The 13,846-nt window shown below is 70.2% G+C and carries 12 protein-coding genes and 1 pseudogene; 12 read left to right on the top strand and 1 reads right to left on the bottom strand.

Annotated features, from left to right (window positions below; translation table 11 throughout):
- Positions 1-54 precede the first annotated feature (54 nt).
- The 4 genes and pseudogenes from DEI92_RS15355 to DEI92_RS15370 form a co-directional block, all read left to right on the top strand.
- Positions 55-516, top strand: a pseudogene (locus tag DEI92_RS15355) (ribose-5-phosphate isomerase); the annotation flags it as partial.
- Between the two features lie 98 nt (positions 517-614).
- The gene (locus tag DEI92_RS15360) at positions 615-1,487 is read left to right on the top strand and encodes a triose-phosphate isomerase family protein (RefSeq protein WP_111014133.1); all 873 of its coding nucleotides are present in this window, start codon (positions 615-617) and stop codon (positions 1,485-1,487) included.
- On the top strand, positions 1,484-2,311 hold the full coding sequence (locus DEI92_RS15365; RefSeq protein WP_111014134.1) for a sugar phosphate isomerase/epimerase: 828 nt from the start codon (positions 1,484-1,486) through the stop codon (positions 2,309-2,311). The genes DEI92_RS15360 and DEI92_RS15365 overlap by 4 nt, the downstream gene beginning before the upstream one ends.
- On the top strand, positions 2,308-3,219 hold the full coding sequence (locus DEI92_RS15370; protein ID WP_111014135.1) for a phosphogluconate dehydrogenase C-terminal domain-containing protein: 912 nt from the start codon (positions 2,308-2,310) through the stop codon (positions 3,217-3,219). Before DEI92_RS15365 ends, DEI92_RS15370 begins: the two co-directional genes overlap by 4 nt.
- Before the next feature lie 127 nt (positions 3,220-3,346).
- On the opposite strand, the gene DEI92_RS15375 is transcribed toward DEI92_RS15370, so the two are convergent.
- Entirely contained in the window at positions 3,347-4,378 is a 1,032-nt protein-coding gene (locus DEI92_RS15375) for a LacI family DNA-binding transcriptional regulator (RefSeq protein ID WP_181434983.1), read from the bottom strand.
- 173 nt (positions 4,379-4,551) lie between these two features.
- Here DEI92_RS15375 and DEI92_RS15380 point away from each other — a divergent pair, with 173 nt between their 5' ends.
- The 8 genes from DEI92_RS15380 to DEI92_RS16980 all read left to right on the top strand — a co-directional run.
- On the top strand, positions 4,552-5,832 hold the full coding sequence (locus DEI92_RS15380) for an ABC transporter substrate-binding protein (protein ID WP_111014137.1): 1,281 nt from the start codon (positions 4,552-4,554) through the stop codon (positions 5,830-5,832).
- 13 nt (positions 5,833-5,845) lie between these two features.
- The gene (locus tag DEI92_RS15385) at positions 5,846-6,772 is read left to right on the top strand and encodes a carbohydrate ABC transporter permease (protein ID WP_111014138.1); all 927 of its coding nucleotides are present in this window, start codon (positions 5,846-5,848) and stop codon (positions 6,770-6,772) included.
- The gene (locus DEI92_RS15390; protein WP_111014139.1) at positions 6,769-7,677 is read left to right on the top strand and encodes a carbohydrate ABC transporter permease; all 909 of its coding nucleotides are present in this window, start codon (positions 6,769-6,771) and stop codon (positions 7,675-7,677) included. Before DEI92_RS15385 ends, DEI92_RS15390 begins: the two co-directional genes overlap by 4 nt.
- Positions 7,678-7,681: 4 nt before the next feature.
- Positions 7,682-9,490, top strand: a complete 1,809-nt coding sequence (locus tag DEI92_RS15395) for a DUF5605 domain-containing protein (RefSeq protein WP_258370240.1) — start codon at positions 7,682-7,684, stop codon at positions 9,488-9,490.
- Positions 9,487-10,281 carry an SDR family NAD(P)-dependent oxidoreductase gene (locus DEI92_RS15400; protein ID WP_111014140.1) on the top strand — a complete coding sequence of 265 codons (795 nt, stop codon included), beginning with the start codon at positions 9,487-9,489 and terminating at the stop codon, positions 10,279-10,281. The genes DEI92_RS15395 and DEI92_RS15400 overlap by 4 nt, the downstream gene beginning before the upstream one ends.
- A 210-nt stretch (positions 10,282-10,491) precedes the next feature.
- Complete coding sequence (locus DEI92_RS15405; protein WP_220037513.1) at positions 10,492-11,394, top strand: ABC transporter ATP-binding protein; 903 nt, start codon at positions 10,492-10,494, stop codon at positions 11,392-11,394.
- Positions 11,391-12,368 carry an iron-siderophore ABC transporter substrate-binding protein gene (locus DEI92_RS15410; protein WP_111014141.1) on the top strand — a complete coding sequence of 326 codons (978 nt, stop codon included), beginning with the start codon at positions 11,391-11,393 and terminating at the stop codon, positions 12,366-12,368. Before DEI92_RS15405 ends, DEI92_RS15410 begins: the two co-directional genes overlap by 4 nt.
- Positions 12,365-13,846 (top strand): iron chelate uptake ABC transporter family permease subunit (locus DEI92_RS16980; protein ID WP_111014153.1); only part of this gene is annotated, 1,482 nt, incomplete at its 3' end. The genes DEI92_RS15410 and DEI92_RS16980, both read left to right, overlap by 4 nt.

Consider the following 13,846-nt stretch of genomic DNA (forward strand, 5'->3'; position numbering starts at 1 on the left):
ACCGGACCGCAGCCGACGCCACCGACCCACACCGAGCCTCCAGGAGGAAGCAGCATGAGCGACACGTTCCGTCTCGTCGTCGGATCCGACGACGCCGGGTTCGACTACAAGGAGATCATCAAGCGGGACCTCGAGGCGGACTCGCGGGTCGCGAGTGTGGTGGACGTCGGGGTCGACGCCGACGGGCACACCGCGTACCCGCACGTCGCGGTCGACGCCGCGCGTATGGTCGCGGCCGGGGACGCCGACCGGGCGATCCTCATCTGCGGCACCGGGCTGGGTGTGGCGATCAGCGCGAACAAGGTCCCGGGGATCCGGGCGGTGACGGCGCACGACTCGTTCAGCGTCGAGCGGAGCATCCTATCGAACGACGCGCAGGTGCTGTGCATGGGGCAGCGGGTGATCGGTGTCGAGCTGGCGCGTCGGTTGGCGAAGGAGTGGTTGGGCTACACGTTCGACACGGCGTCAGCGTCGGCGGAGAAGGTCGCCGCGATCTGCCAGTACGACGGGTCGGCGCCCGTGGGCGTCGACGACACGGCCGGGGACCAGGGCGTCGCTGCGGACCACGCCGTCGCCGCGACCGACGCGGACCTCGCGGGCTCGGACGCCGTCTGATGCTCACGGCCACGGCGGCTCCCGCGCTGACCATCGGGGTGTCGCTGAAGTTGTACTTCGGTCATGCCCGGACGATCGCGTGGACGCGTGCCGTGGCCGACATCGCACGCGCGCACGAGGCCGTGACCTCCGGCGCGGTCGACCTGTTCGTGATCCCGACGTTCCCGTCGCTCGTCCCCGCGCGGACCGAGCTCGAGGGCACCCGCGTGCACCTCGGGGCCCAGGACCTCGCATGGGCCGACAAGGGCGCGTTCACCGGTGAGGTGTCCGGCGCCGAGCTCGCCGAGATCGGTGTCGACCTCGTCGAGATCGCCCACGCGGAGCGCCGCCGACTGTTCCACGAGGACGACGCGGTGATCGCGGGCAAGGTGCACGCCGCCTTCCGCAACCACCTCACCCCGCTCATCTGCGTCGGCGAGGCCGAGGCCGGCGACGGTTCGCCCGCGGCCCTCGCCGCCGCCGTTGCCGACGTCACCGGGCAGCTCGACCGCGCCCTCGCCACGGCGACCAGCGACCACCTCGTGGGACCGGTGATCGTGGCCTACGAACCCGTCTGGGCGATCGGCGCGCCCGCCCCCGCGCCGGACGACCACATCGTCACCGTGCTCGACGGCATCGCCCGGCACGTCGCCGACCGTCCGGAGCTCGCCGGGTCGCGGGTGATCTACGGCGGGTCGGCCGGACCGGGGCTGCTCACGCGCGGTGCCGGACGCATCGGCGGGCTGTTCCTCGGCCGCTTCGCACACGACCCGGCGGCGATCGCCACGATCCTCGACGAAGCGGTCTCGCTCGGCGGTGCCGGGGCCGATGGGGCCGCGGCGCGCGGCGAGGCCGAGGTTCCCGACGCCCGCAGCGCGGAGGTCGACGCATGACGAGCCTCCTCGGCCTGTCCACCTACGCGTACTTCTGGCGCATGTCCGACCGGGTGCCGGCACCGATGTCGCTCGACGACGCGATGCGCGACGCAGCCGGGTACGAGGGCGTCGACCTGTTCCAGATCTGCGACCACCTGCCGCTCGACACCGCGTCCGACGAACGGCTGGCCGAGATCGCCGCCCTCGCCGCGTCCCTCGGGCTCACGCTCGAGGTCGGCACCCGCGGCACGGACCCCGACCACCTGCGGCGGTACCTGCACGTCGCTCAGGTGCTCGGCGCCTCCCTCGTCCGCTCGATGTGGACCAGCGGGGACGACCGACCCGACGCCGCCGAGACGGAGGCGCGACTCCGGTCCGTCCTGCCCGTGTACGAGGAGGCCCGGGTCACCCTGGCACTCGAGACGTACGAACAGGTGCCCACCGCCGACCTCGTCGCCGTCGTCGCTGCGATCGGGAGCCCGGCGCTCGGGATCTGCCTCGACCCGGCGAACACCGTCGCGGCGCTCGAGCACCCCGACGACGTCGTCGCCCGCTGCGCCCCCCACACCCGCAACTGGCACGTCAAGGACTCGGCGTTCACCCGCACCGGCGGATGGGTCGGGTTCCACTACACCGGCGTCCCCATCGGCACGGGGCTGCTGCGCTACGAGCACGTCCGGGACGCCGTCGCCGCAGCGGCGCCCGCAGGCCACGACGTGAACCGTGTCATCGAGTTCTGGCTGCCCTGGCAGTCCGACGCCGACGACCCCGCCCAGACCACAGTCCGCACCGAGGCGGACTGGACCACCACCACCATCGAGTACATCAGGAGCAGGACATGACCGACACCACCGTCACACCGACCACCGCCGCCGGGTCCGGGGACCCCGAGCTCACCGTCGCCGTGATCGGCGCGGGCGGCAAGATGGGTACCCGCGTCTCGAACAACTTCGCCAAGAGCGCCTACACGACCCTCTACGCCGAGGCGTCCTCCGCAGGCCAGGAGCGCATCCGGGACCTCGGCCGCGAGATCACCGAGACGCTCGACGCCGCGAAGCAGGCCGACGTGGTCGTCCTCGCCGTGCCGGACGTGCTGCTCGGCCGCATCTCGGAGGACGTCGTCCCCGTCATGAAGTCGGGGGCGATCATCCTGACGCTCGACCCGGCCGCGGCGTACGCCGGGCTGCTCGCGAAGCGTGAGGACATCCACTACGCGGTCGCCCACCCGTGCCACCCCTCCGTGTTCCTCGAGCGCACGAGCAAGGAGGAGTGGGACGACACGTTCGGTGGCATCGCCGCCCCGCAAGAGGTCGTCGCGGCCGTCGAACCGTCCGCGTCCGTCGGGGACGCCGACACCGTGCGGGCGACCGCCGAGGCCGTCATCAGCACGATGTACGCGCCCGTCATCCAGGTGCACTGGGTCACCGTCAAGCAGCTCGCGGTCCTCGAGCCCACGCTCGTCGAGACCATCGCCTGCATGATCGGCGACTTCCTCAACGAGGCGCTGCACGAGACCGTCGACGGCGTCGGCGTCCCGTTCGAGGCCGCCCGCGCGATGCTCCACGGGCACACCTGGATCGCGCTGACGAACGGCCTGCGCGGCTCGAACCCGTTCTCCGACGCATGCCACATCGCCATGGGCTACGGGCGCGAGAAGCTCATCAAGGAGGACTGGAAGCAGGTCTTCGACGACGCGGAGCTCGACGGCGTCATCGCCAAGATGCTGAAGATCGACAGCGTCAAGCGCTGACCCCCGGAGGACGGCGGAGGGGCGGGCGGCCGGTGCGCTGTGCGCTGGCGGGCGCCCCTCCGTTCGCCTCGGGCCGGGCGTACCGGCGCTCAGCACAGCCCGCGGTCCATCTCCGTCCTCGTCGCACTCAGCGTGGAGAGCCGGTCGACTCCCGGACCATCAGCTGTGCGGGGATCAGGGTCGTCACCTCGGACTCGGTCTCGTTCACCCGGTCGAGGATGACGCGCATCGCCGTTTCTCCGAGCTGCACGAAATCGAGCCTGGACGTCGTCAGCGGCGGCGAGAAGTACTTCGCCTCCGGCATGTCGTCGATGCCGACGATCGAGTAGTCGGCCGGCGCGTGCATTCCCCGAGTCCGCAGTTCCGCCATGAACCCGAGCGCGATCTCGTCGTTCGCGGCGAATACTGCAGTGAAGGTCGAGGGGTCGGCTGCCCGTCCGGCCTCGGCCCCGGAGTCGGCGTCCCACTCGCGGCAGCGGTAGGGCTCCAGCGCATCGATCCGAGCGACACACAGCTCGTCGCGGTACCCAGCGATCCGCGCCGCGGCCTCGTTGCGATTGCCGGGCCCGGCGAGGTGGAGGATCCGCCGATGTCCGAGATCGATCAGATGGCGGACCGCGAGACGCGCGCCCCCATAGGAGTCGGCGTGCACGGTACGGGTGGCCGGGACCGGCGCTTCGGACAGCGACACCACCGGGACCGTGCCGCTGATCTGCTCGATCAGGTCCTCCACCCCGACGTAGGGTGTCCCGATCACCAGTCCGTCGACACGCATCGACGTGAGGTTGCGGAGGGTTCGCTCGATCTCCTTCCGTGCGCCGGGCGTGTCGGGATCGAGATCGACCTGCGAGGTCAGCAGCGCCTGACCGGCCGCTCTCGCGGCATGACTGATGCCGGTCAGGATGCCCGCGTTCCCGAAGTTCAACGGGCCCATGTTCAGGAACCCGATCGCGTTCGTGCGCTGGTACCGCAGGATCTGCGGGAGCCGGCTGTGCTGGTACCCGAGTTCCGCCACCGCCGACTCGATGCGGTGCCGCGCGTCGCTCGACACGTAGCCGCCCGTGTAGAACCGCGACACCGTCTGTGCGGAGACGTTCGCGGCCTTGCCGACGTCGCTCATCGACGGGCGCCGCCTGCTGCGCCCGAGCCCCGATTCCATCGATCCCTCGTCATTCCGTCGCGCTTTGGTCAACCGGTCGACCATTTCGGCGATTTTGCTTGCGCTTCGTCGACGGCCCGCTCTATGTTACCCGTAACGCGTTCCTGTTACGGGTAACACATCCGCGGGCCTCGGCCCCAGAGGCACCGCGCCTCACCATCAAAGGAGATGAGATGTCACGACGGCGAGTCATCGCAGCGGCCATCGCTGCGGCCACTGCGGTGGCCCTCGGGATCACCGGTTGCTCAGCGAGCGGCACCGGCAGTTCGAACGGGAAGGTGACCCTCAACTACTGGATCACCCAGCAGCAGGGCCCCTCCGAGACCGGCCTCAGGTCCATGGTCAAGGACTTCGAGAAGGCCAACCCGAACATCACGGTGAACGTCACCGAGAAGAGCACCGACAACCTCAAGACGGCACTGCGTCAGGCCGCCGGCACCCCGGCCATGCCGGACGTGTACTTCCAGTGGTCGGGCCTCGGCCTGGGCGGCACCTACGTCAAGCAGGGTGTCGACCTCGACTTGACCAAGTACTACAAAAAGTACGGCTGGATCAAGGACTTCACGAAGACCGCGCTGGCATCCGTGACGCAATACGGCGGCTACCACGGCGTGCCGTACACCGCCGACGTGGAGGGGATCGTCTACAACAAGGCGCTGTTCAAGCAGGCCGGGATCACGACGACGCCGACCACCTACGACGAACTCGTTGCCGACGCCGCGAAGCTGAAGTCCGCCGGCATCACGCCCATCGAGTTCGGCGGCAGTGTCAACTGGTACGTCATGCGTCTGCTCGACAACCTGCTCGAGACGAAGTGCGGGTCGGCGCAGTTCGACAAGCTGACGGCGCTCAAGGCGGACTGGTCGAAGGCGTCCTGCGTGACGAGTGCCTTCACCGGCCTGCACACCTGGGCGACGCAGTACTTCAACAGCGGCTGGGTCAGCATGACGGACGCGCAGGGGCAGCAGGTCTTCTACCAGAAGAAGGCCGCCATGGCGCTGGAGGGGGACTGGTTCGGCGGTTTCCTGAAGCAGGCGCATTTCTCGCCGACGTCGGACCTCGGCGTGTTCGCGTTCCCAACCGGAACCGGACGCGTCTATGGCCTGCAGCAGGCGAACTACATCTCCAAGACGTCGAAGAATCCCGATGCCGCCGCGAAGTTCCTCGATTACTGGATGTCCAAGAGCGTGCAGACCAAGTACGCCGGTGACTTCTCGCAGATCCCCGTCGTCAACGACGTGTCCGTGAAGGACAGCGGGGTCGGCCTCACCGACTCCTTCAACCAGCTCGCCAAGGACGCCAAGGGGCAGTTCCAGAACAACGACCAGACCCTGCCGCTCGACGTCACCACCGAGTACTGGCGGATCATGAACGGCGTCGCGACCGGCTCGATCCCGGCGACGAAGGCCGGCTCGGAGATGCGGACGTTCATCAAGAACCGCTCCGGGAGCTGACCTGACCATGGCAATGACCGTCTCCTCGCGCCGGCGGCCGTCCCGCCGGCGCGGGGGGCGTCTCACCTCCGGGTGGCGCGCCCTCCTGTTCGTCCTCCCTGCGCTGCTCCTGTTCGCGGCGTTCCTCGTCTACCCGATGGTCTCCACCGTCGTGATGAGCTTCTTCTCCTGGAACGGGTTCGTCACCTCGTCCCCGGTGTTCGTCGGTGCGTCCAACTACGTGCGCATCTTCACCCAGGACCCGGTGTTCTGGCCGGCGTTCCGCAACACCGTCATCTGGGTCGTCCTCTCGCTCGTCGTGCCGACGTCCCTCGGTCTCGTCATCGCGCTGGGTCTGAACCGCAAGCTGTTCGGACGGAACCTCCTCCGTTCCGCCTTCTACATCCCTGCCGTGCTCGCCTCGATCGCCGTCGCGACGATGTGGGTCTGGCTCTACAACCCCGACTCGGGCCTCGTGAACGGGGTGCTCAAGGCCGTGGGCCTGAGCGCGGCCGCGCAGGACTGGCTCGGCAACGCGCACATCGCCCTCTACGCGATCTTCGTCGCATTCGTCTGGCAGACAGCGGGCTTCAACATGGTGCTCTACCTCGCCGGACTCCAGGGCGTCCCCGAGGAGCTCGTCGAGGCCGCCAAGCTCGACGGGGCCGGCCCCTTCCAGGTCTTCCGTGCCGTCACGTGGCCGGCGCTCCGCCCGACGACGATCATCGTCGTCGTCCTCACCATGATCAGTTCGCTGAAGGTGTTCGACCTCATCGTCGGCACCACCGGCGGCGGGCCCGCGCAGTCCACGCAGGTCCTGGCGCTCTGGTCCTACCAGCAGTCGTTCTCGAACCACGAGTTCGGCCTCGGCAACGCCATCGCCACGGTCCTGTTCGTCGTGAGCATGATCCTCGTCGTCCCGTACATGATCTGGACCTTCCGAGGGGACAGGGAAGCATGAGTTCCGCAATCGAAGCCGTCCCCGTCGTCGACGACCGCGGCAGGAGCCGGGCGGCGTCCACCACGGCCGTCCACCGTCGCCGCACCGACTGGGGCCTCATCGGTCTCTGGATCGGGCTCGTCGTCGCGGCGATCATCTGGATCGTCCCGTTCCTGTTCATGTTCATCACGTCGGTGAAGAGCCAGGCAGACGTGGCGAACCTCGCGCCTTGGGCGCTCCCGACGCACTGGGAGTGGGGCAACTTCGCCGCCGCCGCATCCGTCGGGAACATCTGGCAGTCGGGGCTGAACAGCATCATCATCGCGGTGATCAAGGTGCCGCTCGGTCTGATGATCTCGGCGATGGCCGCGTTCGCACTCGCGCGTCTCCGGTTCCGGTGGCAACGGGTCCTGCTCGGCCTCATCGCGCTGGGAACGCTCATCCCCGTCCAGGTCGCCCTCGGTCCACTCTTCTCGACGATGCTGGACCTGAACCTGCTCAACACGAAGATCGGCCTGATCCTCCCGTACCTCGCGTTCGGGGTCTCGTACCAGGTGTTCATCCTCTACGGGTTCTTCAAGGCGATCCCGGAGGAGCTCGACGAGGCAGCGCGTATCGACGGCGCGTCCAACTGGCGACTCTTCTGGCAGGTCATCATCCCGCTCGCGAAGCCCGCCCTCGCCGCGCTGTTCATCCTCGACTTCGTGTCGACGTGGAACGAGTACCCGATGGCGCTCACCCTGCTCCAGACGACGAACGAGTTCACGATCCCGCTCGGCATCACCAACTTCCAGACCCAGTACGGGTCGAACTACCCCCAGCTGAACGCCTACATCATCATGTCGATCCTGCCGGTCCTGATCGTCTACCTGATGTTCCAGCGTTACTTCGTCCGAGGCGCCCTCGCCGGCGCCGTGAAGGGATGACCCCGTGACCGACATCCACCCCGCGCCGCGGTTCGACGAGGACTCCGCGCTCTACGAGGTCCTCCGCGATCCCGCCGCCGCCGCTGTGCTCCGTCGCCGCGCGCCCTCCATCGTCGACTCCACGATCCTGCACACGTTCCACGCCCAACCGCTCGGACTCGTCCTCGACACCGAAGAGGTCCTCACCGACGCCGAACGCGACGCGATCCTCGCCGAGCTCGAACAACTCGTCGGGTCAGCGAGCACCGGACTCCGCTCCGAAGCGGAGCCCGGCGCCCACCGAAGCGCCCCGCCGTCGCCGACGCGGTCCTTCGAGCCGGTATCGGTACCGGCCGGGTCGGCCCGCGCCTCCCACCCGGACGCGACCGGACGCTGGCAGCGCTTCGAACTCCGGCTCGACGGCCCGACGCACGGCAACCCGTTTACCGATGTCGAGCTCAACGCCCGGTTCTTCGGACCCGACGGCGCCGGGCACGACGTCCTCGGGTTCGCCGCCGGCGACGGCCGGTTCCTCGTGCGGTTCCTCCCACCGACCCTCGGCGCTTGGCGGTTCGAGACCACCAGCAACGCCCGTTCGCTGGACGGCGTCACCGGTTCGTTCGACGTGACCGAGTCCGAGAGCCGCGGACCGGTTGAGGTCGCGGAGCCGTTCCACTTCCGGTACGCGGACGGCTCGCGGTACCTCCCGATCGGGACGACGAGCTACGCATGGACGCACCAGGGGGACGCACTCGAGGAGGCGACCCTCAGCACCCTCTCGTCGTCGCCGTTCAACAAGATCCGCATGTGCGTGTTCCCGAAGTCGTACACGTTCAACAACAACGAGCCCGAGCGGTTCCCGTACATCCGACGCGAGGACGGCACGTTCGACCTCGAGCGCTTCGACCCGGCGTACTGGGACCACCTCGAACAGCGGATCGACCAGCTCGACGCCCTGGGCATCGAAGCCGACCTCATCCTGTACCACGCGTACGACCGCTGGGGCTTCTCGCGCATGGACGCCGCATCCGACGACCGGTACGTCCGGTACGCGGTCGCGCGCCTCGGGGCGTTCCGGAACATCTGGTGGTCCCTTGCGAACGAGTTCGATCTGCTGTTCGACAAGACCGAGGCCGACTGGGAGCGCTGGGCCGGGATCATCGAGCGCTGGGACGCCGCCGGCCACCTCCGCTCGATCCACAACTGCCGCGATGTCTACGACCAGACGCGGCCGTGGATCACGCACGTGAGCATCCAGCGCATCGACCCGTACAAGACCGCCGAGATGACGACCGAGTGGCGCGAGCAGTGGGGCAAGCCCGTCGTCGTCGACGAGTGCGCCTACGAGGGTGACATCGACCAGGGCTGGGGGAACATCACCGGGGAGGAGATGACCCGTCGGTTCTGGGAAGGCGCCGTTCGCGGCGGGTACGTGGGCCACGGGGAGACGTACATCGACCCGGAGGAGGTCCTCTGGTGGGCGAAGGGTGGAGCGCTCCACGGCACCAGTCCGGACCGGATCGGTTTCCTCGCACGGATCGAGAGCGAGGCTCCCGGCGGTGTGCTCGAGCCGATCGTGGGGGACTGGGACGCTCCGGCCGCCGGAGTCGCCGGGGAACACGTGCTGTTCTACTTCGGGTTCTCGAGGCCGGCATTCCGTCGGTTCTTCCAAGAGCCTTCGATCGAGTGGAAGGTCGACGTCATCGACACCTGGGAAATGACGGTCGGCACCCTGCCCGGGACGTACTCGGGGAGGTTCGTCGTGGACCTCCCCGCGAAGCAGTACATGGCAGTCCGGCTACGGCGCGCGGACGAGGAAGGAACGGTGAAGTGACCGGACGGCTGGAGGGCAAGACCGCACTCGTCACCGGGGCTGGGTCGGGTATCGGCCGCGCGATCGCCGACCGTTTCGTCGCCGAAGGGGCGTTCGTCCTCTACGGCGACCGCGACCTCGATGCAGCAGCGCGCGCCGCGACAGCGGGATCCGGAGCTGCGACGATCCATCCGGTTGAAGCGCCTTCGGGTGGAGCTCGCTCCATCGCCATGGACATCGCCGACGAGGGCAGCGTCGAGGCCGCTTACGCGGAGATCACCGCATCCGGTCGAACACTCGACGTCGTCGTGGCGAACGCGGGAGTGCAGCTCTTCGGTCACGACGCGGCGGTCGCGGACGTCGACCTCGAGACCTGGAACAGGACGGTGGCAGTGAACCTCACCGGGACGTTCCTGACGGTGAAGCACGCGGTCCGAGCGATGCGCGTCCAGGAGGGCGGGTCGATCATCTGCACCGGCAGCCCGACCGGCCTGAACGGGGAGGGCTCGACCTTCGCGGCGTACAGCGCGACGAAGGGCGGCATCCACTCGCTCGTCCGGTCCACGGCGATGGCGTACGCGTCCCACGGGATCCGGGTCAACACGGTCGTTCCCGGGTACACCGAGACATCGCTCGTCGCGACGATCCGCGACGATCCGGAGGCCCGCGCCGCGATCGTGTCCCGTGCCCCGCTCGGTCGCCCGGGTCGACCCGAGGACGTCACGGGCATCATGGTCTACCTCGCCAGCGACGAGTCCTCGTATGCGACGGGCGCGATCTTCCGTGTCGATGGCGGCATGACGAGCCTGTGACGTCGGCTTGCCGGTCAACCTGAGCCTCGTCGCCTCCTCCGTGAGAAGCGGAAGTCCCTGCGGCACGCGCCGGTTCAGACAGATGGAGGTACGGGCGGTGCCGGTGCGCAATCAGCGCGAGGACCACGGCGGGCACGACAGGGCGAGATCGGCGTCGGGTGTCGTCGAACCCTTGCGGAGGAGGGGTGAGGTTAGGCTACCCTCACCTGTGTGACCGACCAACGCGCGCCGCACGGCCTCGACGCCACCGGCATCACCGTGGCGTACGACCGCGTCGACGTCGTGCACGCGGCCGACCTGCGGCTCCGCCCGGGTCGTGTCACCGCGCTCGTCGGTCCGAACGGCAGCGGCAAGTCGACGCTGCTCCGCACCCTCGCCCGGCTCCAGCACGCCCGCACGGGCAGCATCACGCTCGGCGCCGACCGCGCTGACCAGACCGACCGCACCGACCGCACCGACCGCACCGACCGCGCGAGCGACCCCGACCAGGTCGACGCCCTCGCCCTGGCACCGGCCCAGTTCGCCCGCCGCGTCGCGCTCCTGACCCAGGGCCGCCCGACCCCCGGGGGCCTCCGCGTCCACGAGGTCGTCGCGTTCGGCCGGCACCCGCACCGGACCCGGTGGACACGCAGCGATCCGGGAGGCCCGGCCGCCGTCGCGCACGCCATGACCGTCACCGGCGTGGCCGAGCTGGCAGAGCGCCCCGTCGACCAGCTCTCGGGTGGCCAACTCCAGCGCGTGTGGCTCGCGAGCTGCCTCGCGCAGGAGACCGGGGCCCTCCTGCTCGACGAGCCGACGACGTACCTGGACCTGCGCTACCAGGTGGAGCTGCTCGACCTCGTCCGCGACCTCGCCGACGAGCACCGGATCGCCGTCGGCATCGTCCTGCACGACCTCGACCAGGCCGCGGCCGTGGCGGACGAGGTCGTCCTGCTCGCCGACGGCCGCGTCGTCGCCACGGGCACCCCGGCGGACGTCCTCACCGCGACCACCCTCAGCGCCGTCTACGGCATCCGGATCGAGGTGGACGTCGACCCGGCAACGGGTACCGTCCGCACCCGGGCCGTCGGCCGACACCACGACCGATCCGGAAGGCTCCACCCCACCCCATGAAGCGCATCATCACCGCCGCGGCCCTCGCCGTCACCGCCGCCGTCGTCCTGACCGGATGCGGGACCACCGAGGCGACCTCGAGCACGTCCTCGTCCACCGCGGGCGCGATCACGATCACCGACGCGACCGGCACGAAGGTCCAGCTCGACGGACCGGCCACGAAGGTCGTCGGCACCGAGTGGAACGTCGTCGAGGACCTCGTCGCGCTCGGCGTGCAGCCGGTCGGCGTCGCGGACCCGAAGGGCTACGGGAACTGGGACACCGCCGCGCCGCTGACGGGCTCACCGAAGGACATCGGGACCCGCGGCGAGCCGAGCACCGACACCATCGCGTCCCTCGCGCCCGACCTCATCGTCGCCACGACGGACCTGTCGGCCGCGACCCTGGAGCAGCTCCGGGCGATCGCGCCCGTCGTGGCCGTGCGGTCCGCCGACGCCTCGCACCAGATCGAGCAGATGACGACCGACCTCGACATGATCGCGACGGCCACCGGGCGGCAGCAGCAGGCGGCGAAGGTCATGGACCGGTTCCACGACGCCGTCGCCGCGGGCAAGGAGGCGATCACGAAGGCGGGGCTCGCGGGCGACGACTTCGCGTTCGCCGACGACTACGAGGTCTCGAACCAGGTCACCATCCGGCCCTACGCCGACGGCTCCCTCATCGGCGACGTCACCGAGGAGCTGGGACTCCACAACGCCTGGGACGTCACCGGCGACGGGAGCTACGGGCTCGGCAGCACCGACGTCGAGGGGCTGACGAAGCTGCCGTCCGACGTGCAGTTCCTCTACCTCGCGAACGACGCGGACGGCGGCGACGTGTTCACGAGCACGCTCGGGTCGAACGCCGTGTGGAAGTCCCTGCCGTTCGTCGCCGCGGGTCACGTGCACCGGCTCCACGACGGCATCTGGCTGTTCGGTGGCCCGGCCTCCATGACCGCGTACGTGCACGCCGTCGTGGCGGCGCTCAGGAAGTGACGCTCCTGGCGCCGCGGCGGCCGGTCACGGTCACCGCGGTGCTCCTGGCCGGCGCGGTCCTCGTGGCCGCGCTCGCCGTCGTGGACGTCACGCAGGGCTCGGCGGCCGTCGGGCCGGCGGCGGTCTGGAGGGCCGTCACCGGTCATGCGGACCAGGGCGACGCGTCCGTCGTGGTCGCGTCGCGCCTCCCGCGGGCGGTCGCGGGGATCCTGGTGGGCGCCGCGCTCGGGGTGGCCGGGTCGGCCCTCCAGGCCATCAGCCGGAACCCGCTCGCCGCACCCGACACGCTCGCCGTCGACGCCGGCGCGTACGTCGCGCTCACCGTCGTCGGGGTGACGGGGCTGCACCTGCCGCTCCTGGCCTCCTCGGGCGTCGCGTTCGTCGGCGGGCTCGTCGCGGCGGGCGTCGTGCTCGCGCTCTCCGGCCTCGGGTCGGGCACCGTCCGGCTCGTCCTGGCCGGCAGCGCCTTGGCGCTCGGCGTCGGCTCGGTGACCTCCACCCTCGTGCTGCTGTTCCCCGAACGGACCGAGGGGCTGTACCAGTGGAGCCAGGGGAGCATCGCGCAGAACGGCATGGGCGGTGTCGCGCAGATGGCACCCGTCGTCGCGGTGGGCATCCTCGGCCTGCTCGTCGTCGGACGGCGCATCGACGTGCTCGGACTCGGGGACGACGCCGCACGGGGCCTCGGCGTCGGCGTCCGCCGGACCCGCGTCGTCAGCGTCGTGCTCGCGGTGCTGCTCGCCGCGGCGGCGGTCACGCTCGCGGGGCCGATCGGGTTCGTCGGACTCTGCGCGCCCGCGCTCGCCAGGCCACTGACCCGACGCGTCCCCGGGCTCGCGCGGTCGGTCGTCGCACTGCCGCTCGCCGGGCTCGTCGGCGCGGTCGTCGTCCTCGGGTCGGACGTGCTGCTCCGCGCGGTGGTCGGTGGGGACGCCGCCGTCGCGGTCCCCACCGGCACCGTCACCACGTTCGTCGGCGCGGTGTTCCTCGTCGGCCTCGCCTTCCGCGCCCGCTCCGCCGGGGACACCACGACCGCGGGGGACCGACTCCGGATCCCGAGCACCGTCGTGTTCGTGCTCACCGTGGTCGTGCTCGCCGCGGTGCTCGTCGGGACCGTCGTCGCCGCGGTGCTGCTCGGCGACGCGAAGCTCCTGCTCGGCGACGTCGTCAACTGGGCCACCGGGCGAGCCGGGCCGATCGTGTCGTACGTGCTCGACACGCGCGTGCCGAGGGTGCTCGCCGCGCTCCTCGCCGGGGCGGCCCTCGCGCTCGCCGGCACCGCCGTGCAGGCCGTGACGCGGAACCCCCTGGCGGAACCGGGGATCCTCGGCGTCTCCGGGGGTGCCGGGCTCGGTGCGGTCCTCCTGCTCACCACCGTGCCGGTCGCGGGGTCGTGGGGCGTCGCGTTCGTCGGCGGGCTCGTCGCGGCGGGCGTCGTGCTCGCGCTCTCCGGCCTCGGGTCGGGCACCGTCCGGCTC

The organism is Curtobacterium sp. MCBD17_034, assembly GCF_003234515.1.
In the GTDB taxonomy this organism is placed as follows: Bacteria; Actinomycetota; Actinomycetes; order Actinomycetales; family Microbacteriaceae; genus Curtobacterium.

Coding starts and splice junctions, on each gene's coding strand:
- DEI92_RS15390 (WP_111014139.1), top strand. CDS start 6,769: ATGAGTTCCGCAATCGAAGCCGTCCCCGTCGTCGACGACCGCGGCAGG.
- DEI92_RS15360 (WP_111014133.1), top strand. CDS start 615: ATGCTCACGGCCACGGCGGCTCCCGCGCTGACCATCGGGGTGTCGCTG.
- DEI92_RS15365 (WP_111014134.1), top strand. CDS start 1,484: ATGACGAGCCTCCTCGGCCTGTCCACCTACGCGTACTTCTGGCGCATG.
- DEI92_RS15375 (WP_181434983.1), bottom strand. CDS start 4,378: ATGGAATCGGGGCTCGGGCGCAGCAGGCGGCGCCCGTCGATGAGCGAC.
- DEI92_RS15370 (WP_111014135.1), top strand. CDS start 2,308: ATGACCGACACCACCGTCACACCGACCACCGCCGCCGGGTCCGGGGAC.
- DEI92_RS15385 (WP_111014138.1), top strand. CDS start 5,846: ATGACCGTCTCCTCGCGCCGGCGGCCGTCCCGCCGGCGCGGGGGGCGT.
- DEI92_RS15410 (WP_111014141.1), top strand. CDS start 11,391: ATGAAGCGCATCATCACCGCCGCGGCCCTCGCCGTCACCGCCGCCGTC.
- DEI92_RS15380 (WP_111014137.1), top strand. CDS start 4,552: ATGTCACGACGGCGAGTCATCGCAGCGGCCATCGCTGCGGCCACTGCG.